The 16,812-nt window shown below is 69.9% G+C and carries 16 protein-coding genes and 1 pseudogene; 8 read left to right on the forward strand and 9 right to left on the reverse strand.

Features of this window, described 5'->3' with window-relative positions:
• Window positions 1-93 precede the first annotated feature (93 nt).
• The 4 genes from LIX60_RS20070 to LIX60_RS20085 all read right to left on the reverse strand — a co-directional run bounded on the left by LIX60_RS20070 (window position 94) and on the right by LIX60_RS20085 (window position 2,026).
• The gene (locus tag LIX60_RS20070; protein ID WP_227959706.1) at window positions 94-603 is read right to left on the reverse strand and encodes a DUF6879 family protein; all 510 of its coding nucleotides are present in this window, start codon (window positions 601-603) and stop codon (window positions 94-96) included.
• Between the two features lie 37 nt (window positions 604-640).
• Entirely contained in the window at window positions 641-850 is a 210-nt protein-coding gene (locus LIX60_RS20075; protein WP_227959707.1) for a DUF397 domain-containing protein, read from the reverse strand.
• 154 nt (window positions 851-1,004) lie between these two features.
• Window positions 1,005-1,223, reverse strand: coding sequence for a DUF397 domain-containing protein (locus LIX60_RS20080; protein ID WP_227959708.1), 219 nt, complete (start codon window positions 1,221-1,223; stop codon window positions 1,005-1,007).
• A complete protein-coding gene (locus LIX60_RS20085; RefSeq protein WP_374117985.1) occupies window positions 1,223-2,026 on the reverse strand; it encodes a helix-turn-helix domain-containing protein in 804 nt (267 codons plus the stop codon). The genes LIX60_RS20080 and LIX60_RS20085 overlap by 1 nt, the downstream gene beginning before the upstream one ends.
• A gap of 261 nt (window positions 2,027-2,287) precedes the next feature.
• Between LIX60_RS20085 and LIX60_RS20090 the strand changes: the two genes are divergently transcribed.
• Entirely contained in the window at window positions 2,288-3,037 is a 750-nt protein-coding gene (locus tag LIX60_RS20090; protein ID WP_227959710.1) for an ATP-binding protein, read from the forward strand.
• A 212-nt stretch (window positions 3,038-3,249) separates the two neighbouring features.
• On the opposite strand, the gene LIX60_RS20095 is transcribed toward LIX60_RS20090, so the two are convergent.
• Both LIX60_RS20095 and LIX60_RS20100 read right to left on the reverse strand, forming a co-directional pair.
• The gene (locus LIX60_RS20095; protein WP_227959711.1) at window positions 3,250-3,489 is read right to left on the reverse strand and encodes a hypothetical protein; all 240 of its coding nucleotides are present in this window, start codon (window positions 3,487-3,489) and stop codon (window positions 3,250-3,252) included.
• A 93-nt stretch (window positions 3,490-3,582) separates the two neighbouring features.
• Window positions 3,583-6,720 carry a DUF3427 domain-containing protein gene (locus tag LIX60_RS20100; protein WP_308102077.1) on the reverse strand — a complete coding sequence of 1,046 codons (3,138 nt, stop codon included), beginning with the start codon at window positions 6,718-6,720 and terminating at the stop codon, window positions 3,583-3,585.
• A 403-nt stretch (window positions 6,721-7,123) separates the two neighbouring features.
• Between LIX60_RS20100 and LIX60_RS20105 the strand changes: the two genes are divergently transcribed.
• Window positions 7,124-7,882 (forward strand): 5-formyltetrahydrofolate cyclo-ligase, encoded by a 759-nt coding sequence (locus LIX60_RS20105; RefSeq protein ID WP_227959712.1) that lies wholly within the window; start codon window positions 7,124-7,126, stop codon window positions 7,880-7,882.
• Window positions 7,883-8,237: 355 nt separating this feature from the next.
• Here LIX60_RS20105 and LIX60_RS20110 read toward each other — a convergent pair whose 3' ends face one another.
• Window positions 8,238-8,531 (reverse strand): hypothetical protein, encoded by a 294-nt coding sequence (locus tag LIX60_RS20110; protein ID WP_227959713.1) that lies wholly within the window; start codon window positions 8,529-8,531, stop codon window positions 8,238-8,240.
• A 298-nt stretch (window positions 8,532-8,829) separates the two neighbouring features.
• On the opposite strand from LIX60_RS20110, the gene LIX60_RS20115 reads away from it, so the two are divergent.
• From LIX60_RS20115 to LIX60_RS20135, 5 genes are all read left to right on the forward strand, one after another.
• Window positions 8,830-9,213 carry a hypothetical protein gene (locus LIX60_RS20115; protein ID WP_227959714.1) on the forward strand — a complete coding sequence of 128 codons (384 nt, stop codon included), beginning with the start codon at window positions 8,830-8,832 and terminating at the stop codon, window positions 9,211-9,213.
• A 314-nt stretch (window positions 9,214-9,527) separates the two neighbouring features.
• Window positions 9,528-9,869 carry a DUF6412 domain-containing protein gene (locus LIX60_RS20120; protein ID WP_227959715.1) on the forward strand — a complete coding sequence of 114 codons (342 nt, stop codon included), beginning with the start codon at window positions 9,528-9,530 and terminating at the stop codon, window positions 9,867-9,869.
• 121 nt (window positions 9,870-9,990) lie between these two features.
• A complete protein-coding gene (locus tag LIX60_RS20125) occupies window positions 9,991-10,779 on the forward strand; it encodes a membrane protein insertase YidC (protein ID WP_227959716.1) in 789 nt (262 codons plus the stop codon).
• A 230-nt stretch (window positions 10,780-11,009) separates the two neighbouring features.
• On the forward strand, window positions 11,010-12,788 hold the full coding sequence (locus tag LIX60_RS20130) for a DUF2207 domain-containing protein (protein ID WP_227959717.1): 1,779 nt from the start codon (window positions 11,010-11,012) through the stop codon (window positions 12,786-12,788).
• Window positions 12,789-12,893: 105 nt separating this feature from the next.
• Window positions 12,894-13,502 (forward strand): GNAT family N-acetyltransferase, encoded by a 609-nt coding sequence (locus LIX60_RS20135; protein WP_374117885.1) that lies wholly within the window; start codon window positions 12,894-12,896, stop codon window positions 13,500-13,502.
• A 185-nt stretch (window positions 13,503-13,687) separates the two neighbouring features.
• On the opposite strand, the gene LIX60_RS20140 is transcribed toward LIX60_RS20135, so the two are convergent.
• Window positions 13,688-14,950 (reverse strand): YncE family protein, encoded by a 1,263-nt coding sequence (locus LIX60_RS20140; RefSeq protein WP_227959719.1) that lies wholly within the window; start codon window positions 14,948-14,950, stop codon window positions 13,688-13,690.
• Between the two features lie 319 nt (window positions 14,951-15,269).
• On the opposite strand from LIX60_RS20140, the gene LIX60_RS20145 reads away from it, so the two are divergent.
• On the forward strand, window positions 15,270-15,971 hold the full coding sequence (locus LIX60_RS20145) for a hypothetical protein (RefSeq protein ID WP_227959720.1): 702 nt from the start codon (window positions 15,270-15,272) through the stop codon (window positions 15,969-15,971).
• Window positions 15,972-16,323: 352 nt separating this feature from the next.
• Here LIX60_RS20145 and LIX60_RS20150 read toward each other — a convergent pair.
• Window positions 16,324-16,800 (reverse strand): annotated as a pseudogene (locus tag LIX60_RS20150) (heme-degrading domain-containing protein); the annotation flags it as partial.
• Window positions 16,801-16,812 lie beyond the last annotated feature (12 nt).

A 16,812-nucleotide genomic window follows, 5' to 3' on the forward strand; every position in this document is an offset into this window, starting at 1 on the left:
ACGGATAGGGGGCCGTCCGGCTGCGGGTGCCCGCCCGACTGTGCGAGAGCTCGACGGCTTGGAGGCGGCCGGGTGGTTCGGCTCCGGGCACGATCACGCGGACAGGCCCCGGTAATCGGCGAACGCCACCGCGTGCGCACGGGCGATGTCGCGATAGCGCCGGTACTCCGGAAGGCGGTGAGCGGGCAGCAACTCGGCGCCCACGAAGCGGCCTGCCGGGGTGTAGTGCATGCGATAGACCCGGGCGTCGTCGAACAGCCAGAAGTCGTGCTCCGGGAGTCCGTCCACCGTCCGCTGCGCCAGGTCGATGATTCCGATCTCCTCCCCGGCGGCGATGTTCCCGGGGTACGCCGAGAGCTCGTACCGCAGGTAGTCGGTGAGCGGTGAGCGCAGCACGTGCACACGGGACACGGACTTACCGACATCCGTCATGGAGCGGACCCACGGGTTGTCGCTCCACTCGGGCGGCATGGGCTCTCCTGCGAGAAACGCGGCGAACTCGTCGCGCTCCTCCTCGATGTCGTAGACACTCAGGGTCTCCAGCCGGAACGCGGTTCGCTGAAACTCCTGGAAGAGCCGGCCGAACTCGTCGCCGGTCAGCATGATGCGGGGTCCTTGCTGTTCTCGTGATCCGATCGGTTCACATCGTTCCGTGGCGCACCGCGGAGACGAAGGCGGCCCACTCTCCGCGGGGCACGGCGAGCACGGGCCCGGTCGTGTTCTTCGAGTCGCGCACCAGCATGGACGTACGCGCGGTGGCGACCTCCACGCACTCGCCCCCGGAACCGTTGCTGTAGCTGCTCTTGTGCCACTGGACGCCCGTCGGTACGGGGTGAGACATGCCGCTCATCGGGAGTGCTCCTCCACTATCGCCTTGATCAGCTGGACCGACCGCGGCGGGCTCGACGCGATCGCCCGCAGGTTGTCGTACGCCCTCGTGTACTGGCTCATCTGTCGTCCGGTGACTCCGCATAGACGGCTCCCGTCATCAGGAACCACCGGCTTCAGAAGGGCTCCAGTGCGCCCTCACGCAACTCCCGCGTGAACGCGCTCCACGCTGACTGTCCGAACCATAGCCCTGGCCGACCGGGCGACTTGGAGTCCCGCACCGCTGTGCCGCGCTCGAGCAGGGCGGCTTCAACGCATTCTGTGGGGCCTGCGCTGCTGTATGACGATTTGAACCAGGCGTCGTCAGGTATGGCGGGCTGGCGTCCTGAGCGCATCACATCTCCCTGCGGGCTTCTTCGATCAAGGCCGATGACGCGGCCATGTCCAATGCTTGTGCGCGCAGGTAGTCGAAGGCAAGCCGGTAGTGGTCCAGCTCTTCGTCCTTCTCCATGAAGAGGGACCCCACATGGGTCTCCACGTAGATGACATCCAGGGACGGTTCCGGTCCGCCCAGGATGACGAAGCTGCCTTTGGCGGCGGAGTGCGCACCCCCGGCAAACGGCAGGACTTGCAGTGTGACGCCCGGGGCTTCGTTGGCTTCGAGCAGCCTTGTGAGCTGCGCGCGCATGGTTTCCCGTGAGCCGACGACACGGCGCAGGACGGATTCGTCCAGCACGACCCACAGGTGCGGTGGATGCGGTCTGCTCAGGATGGCCTGCCGCTTGATACGGAGGTTGACAAGCTGCTCGATCTCTTCCGGAGGCCGCCGCATCTCTGAGGCGTGTTGTACGGCCTCGGCATAACTCCGGGTCTGGAGCAGCCCGGGGACGTAGACACTGGCGAAGTGGTCTTCGCGTACCGCCTCGTCTTCGAGTGTCAGGAGAAGACTGGCGCTCTCTGGAAGGTAGTCGGCGAAGGAGTGCCACCAGTTCTGCTGCTTTGCTTCCTTGGCCAGTGCGACGACCGCTTGCCGCTCCGCGTCACTGGCGCCGTACTCCCGGCAGAGCGCTTCCACCACAAGCCACTTGACCGGACCCTGCTGAGTCTCGTAGCGGCTGATGGTCGCCTTGGACACCCCGACCAGCCGGCCTGCCTCCTCCAGCGTCATGCCGTTGCGTGCCCGCAGCTTTCGCATCATGGCGCCGAGCTGACGGCGGCGTGTGGTGGCTTTGGCTGCCAACGGTTGTCTCCCGGGGAGCTTGGCTGCTTCATCGCTCGTGGACGCTGAGCAGGCTATGGGACCCGGCGACCGGCATCCACCGCGTTCACTCGTGCGGGTGGGAAGTTCGTGAGAAGTTACATGAAGAGAGTTCTCACTGTCATTCTCTCTGCGTCAGCACGGGGACGTGACCCAGGGCGATGTGTCTGTTGACAGCCGCAGCGCCCGGGAGGGAGAAGCATGCTGGAACTCGGGGCCGCGGAGACCCGCACTCGGTCTGTCATCGTGTTTGCGGCTGAGGCGACTCAGCTGCAAAAACTGCGATCGCTGGTCAGAGAACAGCTTGCGCAGTGGGATCTGCCGGCGCTGGCTGAGGAAATTCAGCTGACTGTCACCGAGCTGGTCACCAACGTCATCAAACACGTCGGAGCAGGATCGGCGGCGACGCTCATCCTTGAGCAGCTCCCCGACCGGGTACGCGTCGAAGTGCACGACGAGAGTCGCGAACTGCCAGTGCTGAGGGACGCGGACTGCGACAGCGAGTGCGGCCGCGGACTGCATCTGATCGCCGCGATGGCGTCCGACTGTGCCGCGGTGCTCACTTCTGCCGGCAAGGTGGTCTGGTGCGAATTCGTACTCGTGCCCGCGTACGACCGCAGCCGGGTTGACCGCGCCACGGCCGCGTTGCAGAGCTACTGCGACGCGGCCGGCGTCCGTGTCTCCTTCTCCTCCCCGCCGCGCAGTCTGCCGCTGATGGAGGAACTCGCCTTCGCCCTCATGTCAGACCTCCTGCACTGCTGTGCAGCACGAGGCGGCGATGGAATGAGCATTGTCGAACGTCTGGCGGCCTCCTGGACCGAAACGGACGAGGCCGACTGGCCGTCGGGGGAATGCGGGCACGCTGAAGTCCGAGACGAGCGTCGAGACGGGCCGGCGGCTCATGAAGCCGGTGTGGCGTATCTCGTCACCACACGAGAAACTGATACGTAATCAGCGCGCCTCGGTGCCCGGCGCGTGCCGATGTGTCCGCAGATCTGCAGCCGCAGATGGGCAGCGGCGTCCTCTTGCCCGGGCCGTCCTACGCTGCGGTGCACCGTTCCACTTGAGGTGAGAGACCCACAGCTCAGGGTGCAGTCCGGACGAGCCCGGATGCCGACTTGGCTATGGCGACTGTTCACCGCGCCTGTCCTCCAACAGGACCGTCAGCTGTCGAGGTTGGGAAACGATTCCTTGAGAATGTTGATCAAGTCTTGGGCTGATTTGGCATCCAGCTGAATGCTCTGGCTGGTCTTGCCCTGGATCTTCCGCTCGGGAGATCCATAGGTGTCCAACTGCAGGATGCGCTGCCCCTCTATGGTGAACACCCGGTAGCCGCAGCTCACAGGCCCGTGCACGCTCTGGGCGTCAGAGGGTCGTGACTCAAATTCGTTGATCAAAGCCATGGGCACATGCTTCCACGATGAGCGGGGCAAGGCACTGCCCTGGTGCATCCTGCTCAACTTGGACCCTGCCTCCGTAGTCATAGGTGCCCGGCCTCATGAGACGGCCACCGCGGAGTACGACCAGACGTCGGCGGGCAGTGGGTGGCGGAGTTTCCAGATGACGCCCATGGGCTTGCTTCCCCGGTGTTCCACGTACTCGGCGGGTCCCAGCAGCATCCAGGGCTGAGGCCCGTTGATGTCCGTCTTCTTGTAGCGGCGGACGAATAGCAGCACCTGAGAACCTTGCCGTTGGTGGTTCTGGTAGCGGAGGCCCGTAGGCGAGGTCTCGGAGGTCGTGTTCTGCGACTCCCAGTGGAACAAGAACTCGCTTCTGGCGTAGTCCTTGTATCGGGTCTGCGGAGAGAAGTCCTTCTCGTCCTTCTCCAGGGTGATCAGGAGGGCGTCGGTCCGGATGTTCTCGCACCACCGCACGCCCTCCCGGAAGTGTCCCGGCATGGTACCTCCGATGAAGGACTGACCCAGTGCGGGCAGAATCTCCTCCCGGCTGTACGAGGAGTGGACGCTCAGCGGCAGTCCTGCCTGCTCGCTCAGAAGCGGAATCGGCACATGGTCCGCCTGGTCGAGAGCGTGGGCCAGGACCTGCCGCACTTCGCTGCGGAAGGCGTGCTGGTTCCTCAGGATGTCGAAACCCGCCTGGTAGTCGTCGTGCCCACCGAGGGGCCAGATCGAGAAGTAGAGCATGCGGGCATACGCCTGGGTCTGCTCGTCCAACTGGTCATACGGGAGTGGGTCGTCCTCCAGCAGTGCCGAGTAGGCCCGGGAGCGAATCGGGTCATCGACGTGCAGGAAGGCTGGGACGCGCTTCAGCAGGGCGGCTTCGCCGTCGGGTGGTGTGTCGGTGAGCAGGTGTGCTCGGCGGAGGAGGCCGGTCCATGAGTTGCCGTTTCCCTTGTAGAGCTGCTGGATGTCCCGGCCGCTCTCTGCCAGGTAGTCACGGAGTTGTGGCCTGGCGTAGTCCGCGACCTCGCGTGCGAGTTGGGTGACGTTGATCCCCAATTGGCTGCTGATGTTCTTGATGATCTCTTCCTTGGCCTTGCGCTCAAGGATGATCTGGCAGCCGGAGGGGAGTTGGGGGAAATCGTGCTCGATGTGGTCGAGGAGCCGGTTCCGGGTGAGGTTCGTCAGCGCGTGGAACTGGTTCTCGAAGCGGAACTCCTTGCGGTGCTGGCCGATGAAGTCGAGAACCGTCAGCACGGCCTTGCCCTCACTGCGGCGCAGCCCTCGGCCCAGTTGCTGGAGGAAGACCGTGGCGCTGGACGTCGGGCGCAGCAGAAGCAGAGTGTCCACATCCGGGATGTCGAGCCCTTCGTTGAAGAGATCGACGGAGAAGATGACCTGGAGCTCCCCCGACCTGAGCGCGTCCAGAGCCGTCTTCCGCTCCTCTGCGGGCGTCTCCCCGGAGAGTGCGGCTGCCCGTAGGCCAGCCCCGCGGAAGGCTTCCGCCATGAAGTGGGCATGGGCCACGGAGACGCAAAAACCGAGGGCCCGCATGGTCCGAGGCTCGGCAATCTTGTCTCTGACCGCCTTGAGGACCAGCAGGGCGCGTGCGGTGTTGCCCGTGAGGACACGGTCCAGGGCTGCTGTGTCGTAGGAGCCGCGCTTCCACGCCACGGCACTCAGGTCCGTGCTGTCCGTGATCCCGAAGTAGTGGAAGGGACTGAGGAGATCGTTTTCCAGAGCCTCCCACAAACGCATCTCGGCGGCGATGCGGCCGTCGAAGAACTCGTCCTGGATATTACGGCCGTCCATGCGCTCGGGGGTCGCCGTGAGGCCGAGTAGTTCCATGGGATGGAAGTGGTCGAGGATCTTGCGGTAGGTCGGTGAGGTGCCGTGGTGGAATTCGTCGATGACCACTACATCGAAATGGCCGGGTGGCAGCCGGTCGAGGGAGCGGGCGTTGAGCGATTGTACGCTGGCGAAGACGTGGTCCCATTTCTGTGGAATCTCTCCACTGTGCAAGGACTCGCCGAAGTTGGCGTCGACGAGCACGTCCTGATAGGCGCGGAGCGATTGCTGCAGGATTTCCTTGCGATGCGCTACGAAGAGCAGTCGAAGGTCTCTGCCGTGCTGGTATCGCAGGTGCTTGTAGTCCAAAGCGGCCATCACCGTCTTACCGGTTCCAGTGGCTGCCACCAGGAGATTGCGGTGCCGGTCGTGGACCTCGCGCTCGACTTCCAAGCGCTCCAGCATGTCCCGTTGGTGCGGGTACGGGCGCACTTCGAGGCCGGAGAGCGTGATCCGGCCACGTGGAGTGGCGGTCGTGCTGCCGCCGGCCTGCTGCAGGGCGGCATCCAGCCGATCGCTGTCCTCCGCCGGGTCGTAGGACTCGAAGGAGCTCTCGTTCCAGTACGAGTCGAAGGTCGCCTCGAACTTGTGGAGCACGGCGGGGGTGGCGACGGACGAGAGTCGTACATTCCACTCCAGGCCGTCGAGGAGAGCGGCCCGGGACAAGTTGGAGCTGCCGACGTAGGCGGTGTCGTAGCCGCTGTTGCGGCGGAACAGCCAAGCCTTGGCGTGCAGGCGTGTGGAGCGCAGCTCGTAGTTGACCTTCACTTGCGCGCCGAAATCCTGCACCAGCCGGTCGAGGGCGCGGCGCTCGGTCGCGCCGAGATACGTCGTCGTGATCACGCGTATCGGGACGCCCCGGTGCCGTGCGGCCTGGAGCGACTCTTCAAGGACGCGGAGGCCGTGCCACTTCACGAAGGCGCACAGCAAGTCCACGCGGTCGGCGGTGGCCAGCTCGGCCCGCAGCTCGAAACCGACACTCGGGTCCTCTGGAGCGTTGGTGAGCAAAGCCGTTTCGGAGAGGGGCGTGGCCGGACGGAGCGAGTAGGCGTCGGGCGTCTCCTGCTCGGACAACGCCAGGAGTTGGCGAGGTCCGTCGGCTACGAGCTGCACCCATTCCTGTGCGCCTTCGATGGTGCTGAGGGATTCCAGGACGTGATTGGCTGCCGCCACCTGCTCGGCCGGGGTGAGCCCTTGCAGGATCCGCCTGACCGTCTCCCCGATGTGCCGGGAGAGGACGTGAGGGGTGGATGCCTCACCGACCGCGCCCGCCAATGGTTTCCAGCCCTGCGCGGCCAACTCACCGATGCGCCGTTCCAGCCGCGTGGTGATGAGCTTCTCGTAGAGCCCGGCAATGGGCGGAATGTCATGGGCCGCCTGGTGGATCACGTTTCTCCCCGCGTCGTGAAGTCCGGCCACCGTTCTAGCAGTACCCGCCGACAGCGTGCAGGGTGGTGATCAGCCTGAGCGCAGGAGGTGCCGGGGAAGCTGATCGTTCTCGTGAGTGAGCACAACGATCCGGGGGTTTGGCCTCCGCGGTTCCCCTGCCCGCGGTTGTGCCAGGGACACTGTGGCGCGGACCAAGGTAGAGAGCCGTTCAAGGCCGGTCGTGCATCCTTCCGGTTCGACTTCGAACCAGACGACCTTGTCCGCGGGCACGTGCTGCACCCGGGGCGGGGAAGGGCTCAGCATCGTGTTTGGAGCCGTCCGTGAACTGCGACCCACCGGAAGCCGGAGGTTCGGGAAATACAGGCTGATGCAGTGAAGTGACGCGGGACGGAGTGATCAAGTGCCCGGTGAACAGGACCACGCGAAGCAGCGGGTTCGGCGGCAGGTGTGGGACGACCTCACCTCGGCGGGCGCCGTGCACGATGCCTCCGTGCACGGCCGCATCCCGGACTTCAAGGGGGCGGAGCAGGCCGCCGTCCGGCTGGCCTCGCTGCCGCAGTGGCGTGCCGCCCGCGTCGTCAAAGCCGTACCGGACAAAGCCCAGTTGCCGGTACGGGCCAGGGCGCTCGCCGAGGGCAGAACGGTGTACATGGCCGTGCCGAAGCTGGCCACGCCCCGGCCCTTCTATCTGCTCGACCCGACTCGGCTGTCCGTCCCGCCGGTCGAGGCGGCGGCCAGTCGTACAGCCGCGGCCGTGGCGCCTACGGTCGAGGTGGACGAGATGCGGCCGGTCGATCTCGTAGTTCTCGGCAGCGTCGCGGTGAACCGGGAGGGTGTGCGGATCGGGAAGGGCGCGGGCTACTCCGATCTTGAGTTCGCCCTGCTGACCGAGGCCGGGCTCATCACCGGCGAGACGGTCGTCGTGACCACGGTGCATGCCCTCCAGGTCGTGGACGGGCCAATTCCTGCCGGTGATCACGACGCCGGTGTGGATCTCATCGTCACGCCCGATGACGTCATCTCCTGTTCCGCACCGCACCGGCCTGCTGGTCTGCTGTGGGACCGGCTTCCGCCGGAGAAGATCGCGGCCATCCCGGCACTGGCCGCGAGGCGGGCGACCCTGGGCGGTGCGCGGGAGATGCCGGGGCTGCCGGATTGAGCGACGTCCGGCCGTGAGTGGTGTGGGTGCGGTGTGCTCGCCCCTCGTCCCTCGCCCCTCGTCCCTCGCCCCTCGTCCCTCGCCCCTCGTCCCTCGCCCCTCGGCTCACGGCGGGGCCCGCGGCGGGGCCCTGGTGGCGGTGGGCGCCCGGCCGCGGGCCGGTCTCGGGAGAGGCGTCGTCAGGGCCGGGTCGCCCCGACCGTCTGTGGGCCTGGGCCCGTCCCGGTTCCCGTGGGTGGTGCGGTGGTTGGTCCGGCTGATCGCGGGGTTCCCTTCATGCGGCCCCCCGCGCTGCGTGACGGGTCCGCGATCAGCCGGACGGTGCTGCGGCGGTTGGCCGGGCCCGCCGCAGGGTTCAGCGGTTGGTCCAGAGGACCCACTGGAGGGTGCCGCTGGCGCACTGGAACTGGTCCCAGTGGCCGCGCTGGACGCCCTCGTTGCCCGCCAGCACGCAGTTGCCGTACTGCCAGTACTTGCCGCGAAGCACCCAGCCGGGCACCTGGGCCGTGTCCGCCTCCTGGGAGGCGCCGGCCCGCGACTCCGACGCCGGGGCCGCCGTGGCCTGGACGGCGCCGAGGGTCAGGGCCGCGATCGCGGTCGTGGTGGCGGCGATGCCGGCCAGGGCGGATCGTGTGCTGGTGAGGTTCATGTCCCGACTCCTGCTGTTTGTTGACGCTTGTGCTGTTTGGTCCTGCGTCAGGGATACGCGGGAGCTGGGTCATCCATACGACGGGCAGTTGTGTGATCTGAGTCACAGCGCGGGGTCGGGTGGTGGTGTTGCCCGTTGCCGAGCGGGTCACGCGGTTCGGCGGCGATGTCCTCTCGCGCACCGCCGGTACGCTGGCATTCTTTTCCGATGAGCAACGGACGGCCGCCGGTTGCTGACCCGGGCCGTGCGGGACCGGCTCACCGGGCCGGTCCCCGGCCCCGGCACAGAAGGGCACCCCATGCTCGCGTCCGTACCCATGGGATGGCTGTGGCTGCTGGCCGCGGCGTCCACCGTCCTGTCCAGTTGCCTCCTGGGTAGCTGGATCCCCCTGCGGCAGTTCCGCATCGCCTACCCGGTGACCATGGTCGTCGGCGGCGCGGGCCTGATCGTCGTCTGCCGGGCGCAGGGCATCGACCTGACCGGGGCACTCGTCATGTACTCGTGCGCCCATATCGGCCTGACGCTCGGCCTGCTCCCCCAACGGAAACTGTTCAAAGAGGTGTACGAGCGGTGGCGCAGGGGTGAGGCCACGGACCATCTCAAGGCCCCGCGCGCGCACCTCGCCTTCCTCGCGGTCAGCGTGGTCGGCGTCTTGCTCGCCGGGTTCGCGCTGACCCGCTGACCCGTTGATCGGCTGGCCCGCCGGCCCGCTGACCCGCTGGCCCGCTGACGGGCGCGGCCCTCACGCCGTACCGCCGTGGTTCCGGGTGGCCGAGGCGACAGTGGCGGTGTCGCGGCGGCGACGGTGCGACGGTGATGCAGGGCCTTGCCGTTGCGGTGCTTCCGTCCGGTTCCGGGTGGCGCCCGTCTGTTGGCACTCGCCATCCACCCGCTTCTTCGCGCCGGTTGCGGGTTAGCATCACAGTGCCGGGGCGGTCACCCCGGCGGTCGGCGGTCGGCAGTCGCCGATCGGGCAGCGGGAGGAGGAGCGGCGCTATGGGCCTCAGGGCTGCCACGCGCACGCACCTCAGCGTGCTGCTCGTCCTCCTCTCCGGGCTCTCCGGGCTGCTGCTCGCGCCCGGCGGCCTCGCCGAAGGCGCCCTCGCCGGTGCCGTCTCCTTCGCCGCGACCGCCACCGCCACCGCGGCGGCCGGTGCGGCCCTGCTCGTCTGCGCCGTCCTCGCCGCCCGCTGTGCCCGTCCCGTACCGCCCACCCGGGTACGGACCGCGCTCCGCGACCGCGAGCGCCGTACCGCCTTCCTGCCCCAGCGCGATCCCGACGCCTCCGGCCGCCCGCGGCCCAGGGCGCCCGGCCGTCTCCTCCCGACGGCCGGCTAGGCAGCCGCCGCCACACCCGCCACGCCCCCCAACAGGGCCATGCGGGGCGGTGGTCCGCTTGCACGGCTCGTCACGCCGACACCCATTCCCTCGGCACGACGAGACCCGGGAGGGCTCACCCATGTCCGTCTTCGCAGCACTCGTCTCGCAGCTCGCGAGCGTCCTCGAACCCCTCTTCGCTTCATCGGCCACCGCCGCCGCGATCATCCTCTTCACCCTGGGCGTACGGCTCGCCCTGCACCCGCTGACCCGCGCCGCCGTCCGCGGCGAGAAGGCGCGGGCCCGGCTCGCGCCGCACGTCGCCGAACTGCGCCGGAAGCACGGCCGCGACCCGGAGCGGCTGCAGCGGGCGACGGCCGAGCTCTACGCCCGCGAGGGCACCTCACCGCTGGCCGGCTGCCTGCCGATGCTGCTCCAGCTCCCCGTCTTCTTCGTGATGTACCGGCTCTTCTCCGCCTCCGAGATCGGCGGGCGCGCCAACGAACTGCTGGGCGACCGGCTGTTCGCCGCACCGCTCGGCGGCCACTGGGCCGACGCCCTCCGCGACGGCGGCCCCCTCGGCGCGCAAGGCATCGTCTACGCCGGGCTGTTCACGCTGATCGCCGCCGTGGCCACCTGGACGTACCTCCGCGCCCGCCGGGCCATGGCGGCGGGCGCGCCGGACGCCGCCGCGGCGGAGGCCGGAGCCGGCGCCGGGATGCCGGGCATGTCTGCGATGGCCGGGATGGCGAAGGTGCTGCCGCTGCTCTCCTTCGGCACGCTGATCACGGCGGCCGTGGTGCCCTTGGCCGCCGGGCTGTACCTCGTCACGACGACCACGTGGTCGGCCGCCGAACGCGCCTGGCTGCTCCGCTCACGGGACCGAGGGCGGGGCCGCGGGCGGGAGAGGGAGGGTGTGCCGGGAAGGTGACCCGACGGGCGGGCGGGCGCCGGGGGCGGGGCGCATTCCCGGAGGTGTTCGGCAAGCGGCTCCGTGCCCCGAGGGGCCTGAGCCGGGGCGGCCGGACCGGGGATCGCGACAAGACGCCGTGGTGCGCGGCGGAGTGCGGCGGGAGGGCGGAGCCGGGCGTTGGCGCGTGCCGATAGCCTCTGCCCTGCCGGCAGTTGCTGGTGGGGGCGGGGATTCGGAGGGGGGCCCTGATGATGGTGGGACCAGTGGCACGGCGCAGACGGATGGACGGCGTTCTGCTTGTCGTCGGCGTGGTGCTGATCGGGTGCGTGGGTCTGCTGGGTGCGGTGCTCGGCGGCACCGGGGAGCGGATCGGGCGCATGTGGGTCGGGGCGGTGATGGGCCCGGACGGATCGGCCCGGATCACGGAAGTCATCGACTACGACTTCGCGGACGAGGAGCGGCACGGCATCTATCGGACGGTGCCGCAGGACGAACCCGGCGACATGACCGACGTCGCCGTCACCATGGACGGCGAGACGGTGCCGTTCCGGGTCAAGGAGGGGCGCCGCGCGGACATCGTGATCGGCGACCCCGAGGCGATGCTCACCGGAACGCACCGCTTCCGGATCGAGTACACCCTGCCTCATCTCGGAACCGAAGAGACCCTCGCGTGGGACGCCGTCGGCGCCGAGTGGAACGTGCCGGTCGGGCGGGCCGAGGTCCATCTGGCCGCCCCGCGCACCGTGAACAGCACGGTCTGCGTGGCGGGGCGGTTCCGGTCGGACGACGACTGCGAGAGGCTGGAGCAGCCCGCCCCCGGCCGGCTGGACGCGGCGCACAGCGGCCTCGACGCGGGCCAGGGCCTGACCCTGTACGGGCAGCTGTTCACGGACACCGGCGCGTCCGGCAGCGGCGCACTTCCCCCGGCGCCCGCGGGTGCGGCACCCGCCGCGGAGCGCGGAGACGGCGTGGCGGCCGGGTGGCTGTGGGCCACCGGCGCCGCTCTCGCGGCGGCCCTCGCGGTCGCGGAGCTGCTGCGGCTGGCCGGCCGCGAGGGCGTTCGGGGGGCCGACGGCCGCGTGCGGCGGGTGGACATCGGCCGTCTGGCCCGGACCGTCCAGCCCTCTTCCGTGCCGCCGGACGGTCTCGGCCCCGCTCAGGGAGGCATCCTGCTGACGGACCGCGTGCGCAAGCGGCATCGTGTCGCCTGGCTGCTGGGCGCGGGGCTGGACGGGCAGCTGCGGATCACGGGACTCCAGCGTCCCGTCCTCCGCAGGGTGGAGCAACAGCCGCGCGGGGCAGACGAGTTGACGCGACAGGTGCTGGCCGCCCTGTTCGCCAGGAACCCGAACGTGAAGCTGGGCAAGTACAGCAAGCAGTTCTCCGAAGCCTGGACGATGCTGAGCCGCGGCCTGCGTGCCTGGCGCCGCTCGGGCGGAGACGGCCTGTGGGTGAAGGGCGGGGAGCAACTGCGCCTGGCCGCCCTGGTGGGCGGGGCCTCGGCCCTGGCCGCAGGAACGATCGTCCTCGCTGTCGCGTCGGGTGACGTCACGGCCGAGGGCGCCGCGTGGCGTAGGCCGGTGACGGTCGGCGCGGCACTCGCCGGCGCGGGGCTGGCGGCCGTGCTGCGCGCCTGGGAGCTGCGGGCGCGCACCGCACGCGGCAGCGAGCTGTGGTGCCGGACCGAGGCCTACCGCCGCCATCTGGCCGGGCTCGACCACTGGGACGGACGTGACGCGGACGTGCTCACCGCGTGGGCGGTCGCCCTCGGCGAGACCGAGTCCTGGCTCGCGGCGGCCGAGCGGGCGGCGGCCGGCGCCCATTCGGCCTCGTCCCGCCCGCCCTTCCCCGACGACCACCACCGCTGGCAGCTCGCGATGTACCTGCCGGCCGCGGTGGGCGCCGCCGGCTCTCCCGGCTCCACCGGCGGCTCCGGTGGCTCCGGTCCGTCCGACGGCTACAGCGGCGGTGGCGACTCCGGCGGCGTGGGCGGCGGCGACGGCGGCGGGGGCGGCGGGTCGTGGTGACGACGGACCTGCGGTCGCACCCGCTCGTTGCCCCCTTTTCCGGGGATCTCCGGCCGTGATGGGTTCCGGCGTCTGGGCGACGGGAGGCGGGCAGAGGTGACAGAGATGCCAGAGGTGCCAGAGGTGACAGAGGTGCCAGAGGTGACGTTCCTGGAGACCGAGCGGCTCGTGCTGCGGCGGTTCGGCGCGGGCGACGAGGGGCATCTCGTCGCCCTCGACGCCGATCCCGAGGTCATGCGCTTCCTCACCGGCGGTGTCCCCACGCCCCCGCACGTCATCCGGGACGAGACGCTGCCGCGCATGCTCCGCCTCGACGCGGAGTACGGCGGCCGGCTCGGCTACTGGGCCGCCGAGGAGAAGGCGGCCGGGCGGCGGTTCGTGGGCTGGTTCGAACTGCGGCCCGTGGACGGCGGCGGGCGCGAGTGCGAGCTCGGCTACCGGCTGCGCCAGGACGTCTGGGGGCGCGGGTACGCCACCGAGGGCGCCCGCGCCCTGGTGCGCAAGGCGTTCACCGAGCTCGGCGTCGAGCGGCTCTTCGCGGAGACCATGGCCGTCAACCAGGGCTCGCGGCGGGCGATGGAGAAAGCCGGGCTCGTGTACGTCCGCACCTTCCACCAGGAGTGGCCGGAGTACATCGAGGGCGCCGAGTACGGGGAGGTGCGGTACGAGCTCGGCCGTGCGGAGTGGGCGGCCCGGCAGGGGGAGCCGGGGTAGCCCGCCCGTTCTGTCCCACACAAGCCGTCGGCTGTGGGCCGTCGTTGGAGCGGGGGCGCCGTCACGGCGCGGCGTGCCGGTGCCGCGCGGTGAGGACGCCACCGCGCGGCACCGGCGCCCGTCGAGTCGGTGCGGGCGAGCGGGTCAACCGCCGCCCGTCATGGATCGGTTGTGCGTGCGTCGCGTCAGCCGCCCGACGGGTCCAGTGCCTCCAGCGCCTCCGCTGTCAGCTTGCCCGGGCGCTCCCGCTGCGGGAAGTGGCCGGTGGGGATGCGGGCCACCTCCTTGGCGGTGGCGTAGTCGACGACCGACACCTCGTTCTTGTTGGAGAGCGAGACGAAGCAGTGCTTGCCGTCCGGGCTGGTGGCCGTCCAGTACGGCAGGGCGTCGGTGTCGTAGTGGACATAGCCGTCGGTCTCCAGGCCGGGGCGGGAGACGATCGCCACGTAGTCGTCGATGGTGCCGGCCATGCAGAGCTTGCTCTCGGCCGCGTTCATGGCCATGCCGTGGTGGGCGGAGTTCTGCGGGTAGTCGTCGGCGCGCATCTTCGCGGCCTTGTCGCTGAAGGGCATCTCGACGGTGCGCTTGATCTCGCCCCGGTCGAGGTCGTACTCGACGAAGCCGTTGAGGTACGAGAGCTGGGCGTACATGGTCTTGTTGTCGGCGGTGAAGACGGCCGGGCGGATGCCGTACTCGAAGTCGTAGGTCCGCAGCGGCTTGAAGGTGTCGGCGTCCACGGCCACGACCTGGCGCTTGCCCTTGAGGCCGTTGAGGCCCTTGGGCATGGAGGTGATGCCGATGCTGGAGTTGTAGAGGATCGAGCCGTCCGGCGAGTAGTCGTTGGCGTGCGGGTACGTGCCGGTGGCGAACTCGGTGTGCAGCTTGCCGGTGGCGGTGTTGATGACCTCCGCCTTGTCGGCCGTGGTGGCCGAGACGATGAACTTGCTGCCGTCCTCCGAGAGGGCCGCGTGGTCGGCCTTGAAGCCCTCGGTCTCGTACCGCCAGAGCATGGTGCCGCTGGCGATGTCGAAGGCGACGGCGTCGCTGAGGACTCCCCGCGAGACGTAGAGCGTGCGGCCGTCGGGAGACATGGCCATGTCATCGACGAGCTTGCGGTAGCCCTGGATGCTGTTGACGGTCTCGTAGCCGATCCGCTCGATCGGGTCCATCTCGCGGATGCGCTGGTCGAGATCGGGGACGGTGTTGAACGACCCGAGGTTCTCGAACGTCCTGGGGTCGATGAAGCTGACCGTTCCGCCCTGGCCGTTGCCGACGAGCATGACGTCGCGCGGGGCGGCGGAGCGCGCCGACTGCCCTGTGGAATCGGCCTGTTCGGCCGCGCCCGCGGCCGTGGCGCCGCCGGTCAGGGCGAGGACGGTCATGGCGGCGGCGCTCAGGGACAGCAGGCGGCGGGAGCGCGGGCGGCGCCGGGGCGTGGCTGGGGGCATGGTCGTCCTCCGAAGGTCGGCCGGGGGTGCGGGGGGTGCGGGTGTGTGAGGGCAGGGGGTGCGAGGGCGGTGATCGCCGTGAGGGTTACCAGGGGTAAGTCGGTGTGTTACGCGACGGTAATGAACGGACCGCCGTACGGCAAGAGCCCTGCGGTGTTCCGGCCCGGCACCCGGCCCCCGGTCCGACTCGGCGCCCGGCCCGGCGCCTGTTCTGGCGCCCCGTCGGCGCCCGCCCCGGCGGTCCGCCGGCCGGGCGCCGCTGGTAGCGTCGCTCTCTTCTCCGGCGACCCCGGATGAAGTACCGCCCGGCAGGCACCCCATGACCGACCCGCAGGCACATCAGCGAAAACAGCGACTCGCGGCCGCCCTCGATGCGCTGGACGCCGCCTTCACACCGCTCACGTCGCAGCCGTTCACCGTGGAAGGCTGCACCTACTGCTATCCGCCCGCCTGGCTCGAAGCGCTCGGCCGGCCCGCGCATCTGGTGCCGGAGGAGATGATCTCGTCCGTCGCGTCCGAGGTTCCGTCCCACTGGAGTGACTTCGTCACCGTCTACCGCCGCATGACGCCCCGGATCGTGCGCCTGCTCGTCACCGGCCGACTGCACGTCGACCACGGGCTGATCGCCTCCCGGCTGCTCACAGCCGGCTGGCGCGACTGGACCGCGGCCGAGCGCGACGCGCTGGAAGAGGTCTGGCACGCCTGGTGGCGGTCGGCCCTGAGCACGTACCCCGGCGTCGAGCCGGTCACCGGACCGCTGGAAACGATCGCGGTCTGCACCGGTACGACGGCGCCGTGGCTGGACGTCTGGGCCCGGACGCGCACCGAGGCGGCCGACCGGCACCTCCACGACACCCTCGACGACTGGCTGTTCGAGTGGCAGCTCGCCGATCTGCGGCTCGGCTTCTACAACGAACTGCACGCCACACCCGAACTGCTGCCCTGGCTGCTCTCCCTGGAGGACGGCCGCATCGGCGCCGCACAGTTCGAGGAGGTGGAGCGCATCATCGCGTACGCCTAGGCAGCCGTGACCACGGCCGCCGCGAGATCGCGCACGACGGGCTGGACAGTCCGTGCGACGTTGTGAACGAAGACGCGTGAGGTGCCGTGACCGATGCCCGCGTGCCGGTGCCGGACAAGTGCCCGCGCCGGGGGATCCCTGCCGTGCCCTGGGCACGGGCCGTTGCGGGGCCCGGCCGTTACGGGGCCGGGGACGGCGGCGGGACGGCCGGGGGGCCGGCCGGCGGTGGCGGCGTGCCCTGCTGGGACGGGGCGGACGGTGCCGGCTCGGGCGGGGCCGCGGGCTCGGGCGGGGCCGTGGGCCGGGCCGGCGGCTCGGGCGGGGCCGTGGCCGGGGTCGCCGGTACGTCCGGGGCGAGGAAGCTCTCCAGCGCCTCGACCACCATCGCGTGGTCCTCCGCCTGCGCCAGCCCCGAGACGGTGACGGCGCCGATGACCCCCGCGCCCTCCACCCTGATCGGGAACGAGCCGCCGTGCGCCGCGTACAGGCACTGGTCGAGCGGGGACGACGCCTCGAACGTCGTCCCCTTGGCGCGGAAGCGGGTGCCCACCAGGTACGAGCTCTCCGAGAAGCGCTCGACCACCCGGCGCTTGCGGTCGATCCAGTCGTCGTTGTCCGGTGACGTGCCGGGCAGCGCGCAGTGGAACACCTGCTGGTGGCCGCGGCGTATGTCGATGGTCACCGGGGCCCGGCGCTGCCGGGCCGTGTCGGCCAGCAGGCAGCCCAGGCGCCAGGCGTCCTCGTGCGTGAAGCGGCGGAGCACCAGGCGGTCCTCCTGGGCGCGCAGCACGGAGACGAGGGCGGTGGGATCGAAGGCGGGGTCCGTCATCAGCTCTGCTCC

The organism is Streptomyces sp. S07_1.15, assembly GCF_020739505.1.
In the GTDB taxonomy this organism is placed as follows: domain Bacteria; phylum Actinomycetota; class Actinomycetes; order Streptomycetales; family Streptomycetaceae; genus Streptomyces; species Streptomyces xinghaiensis.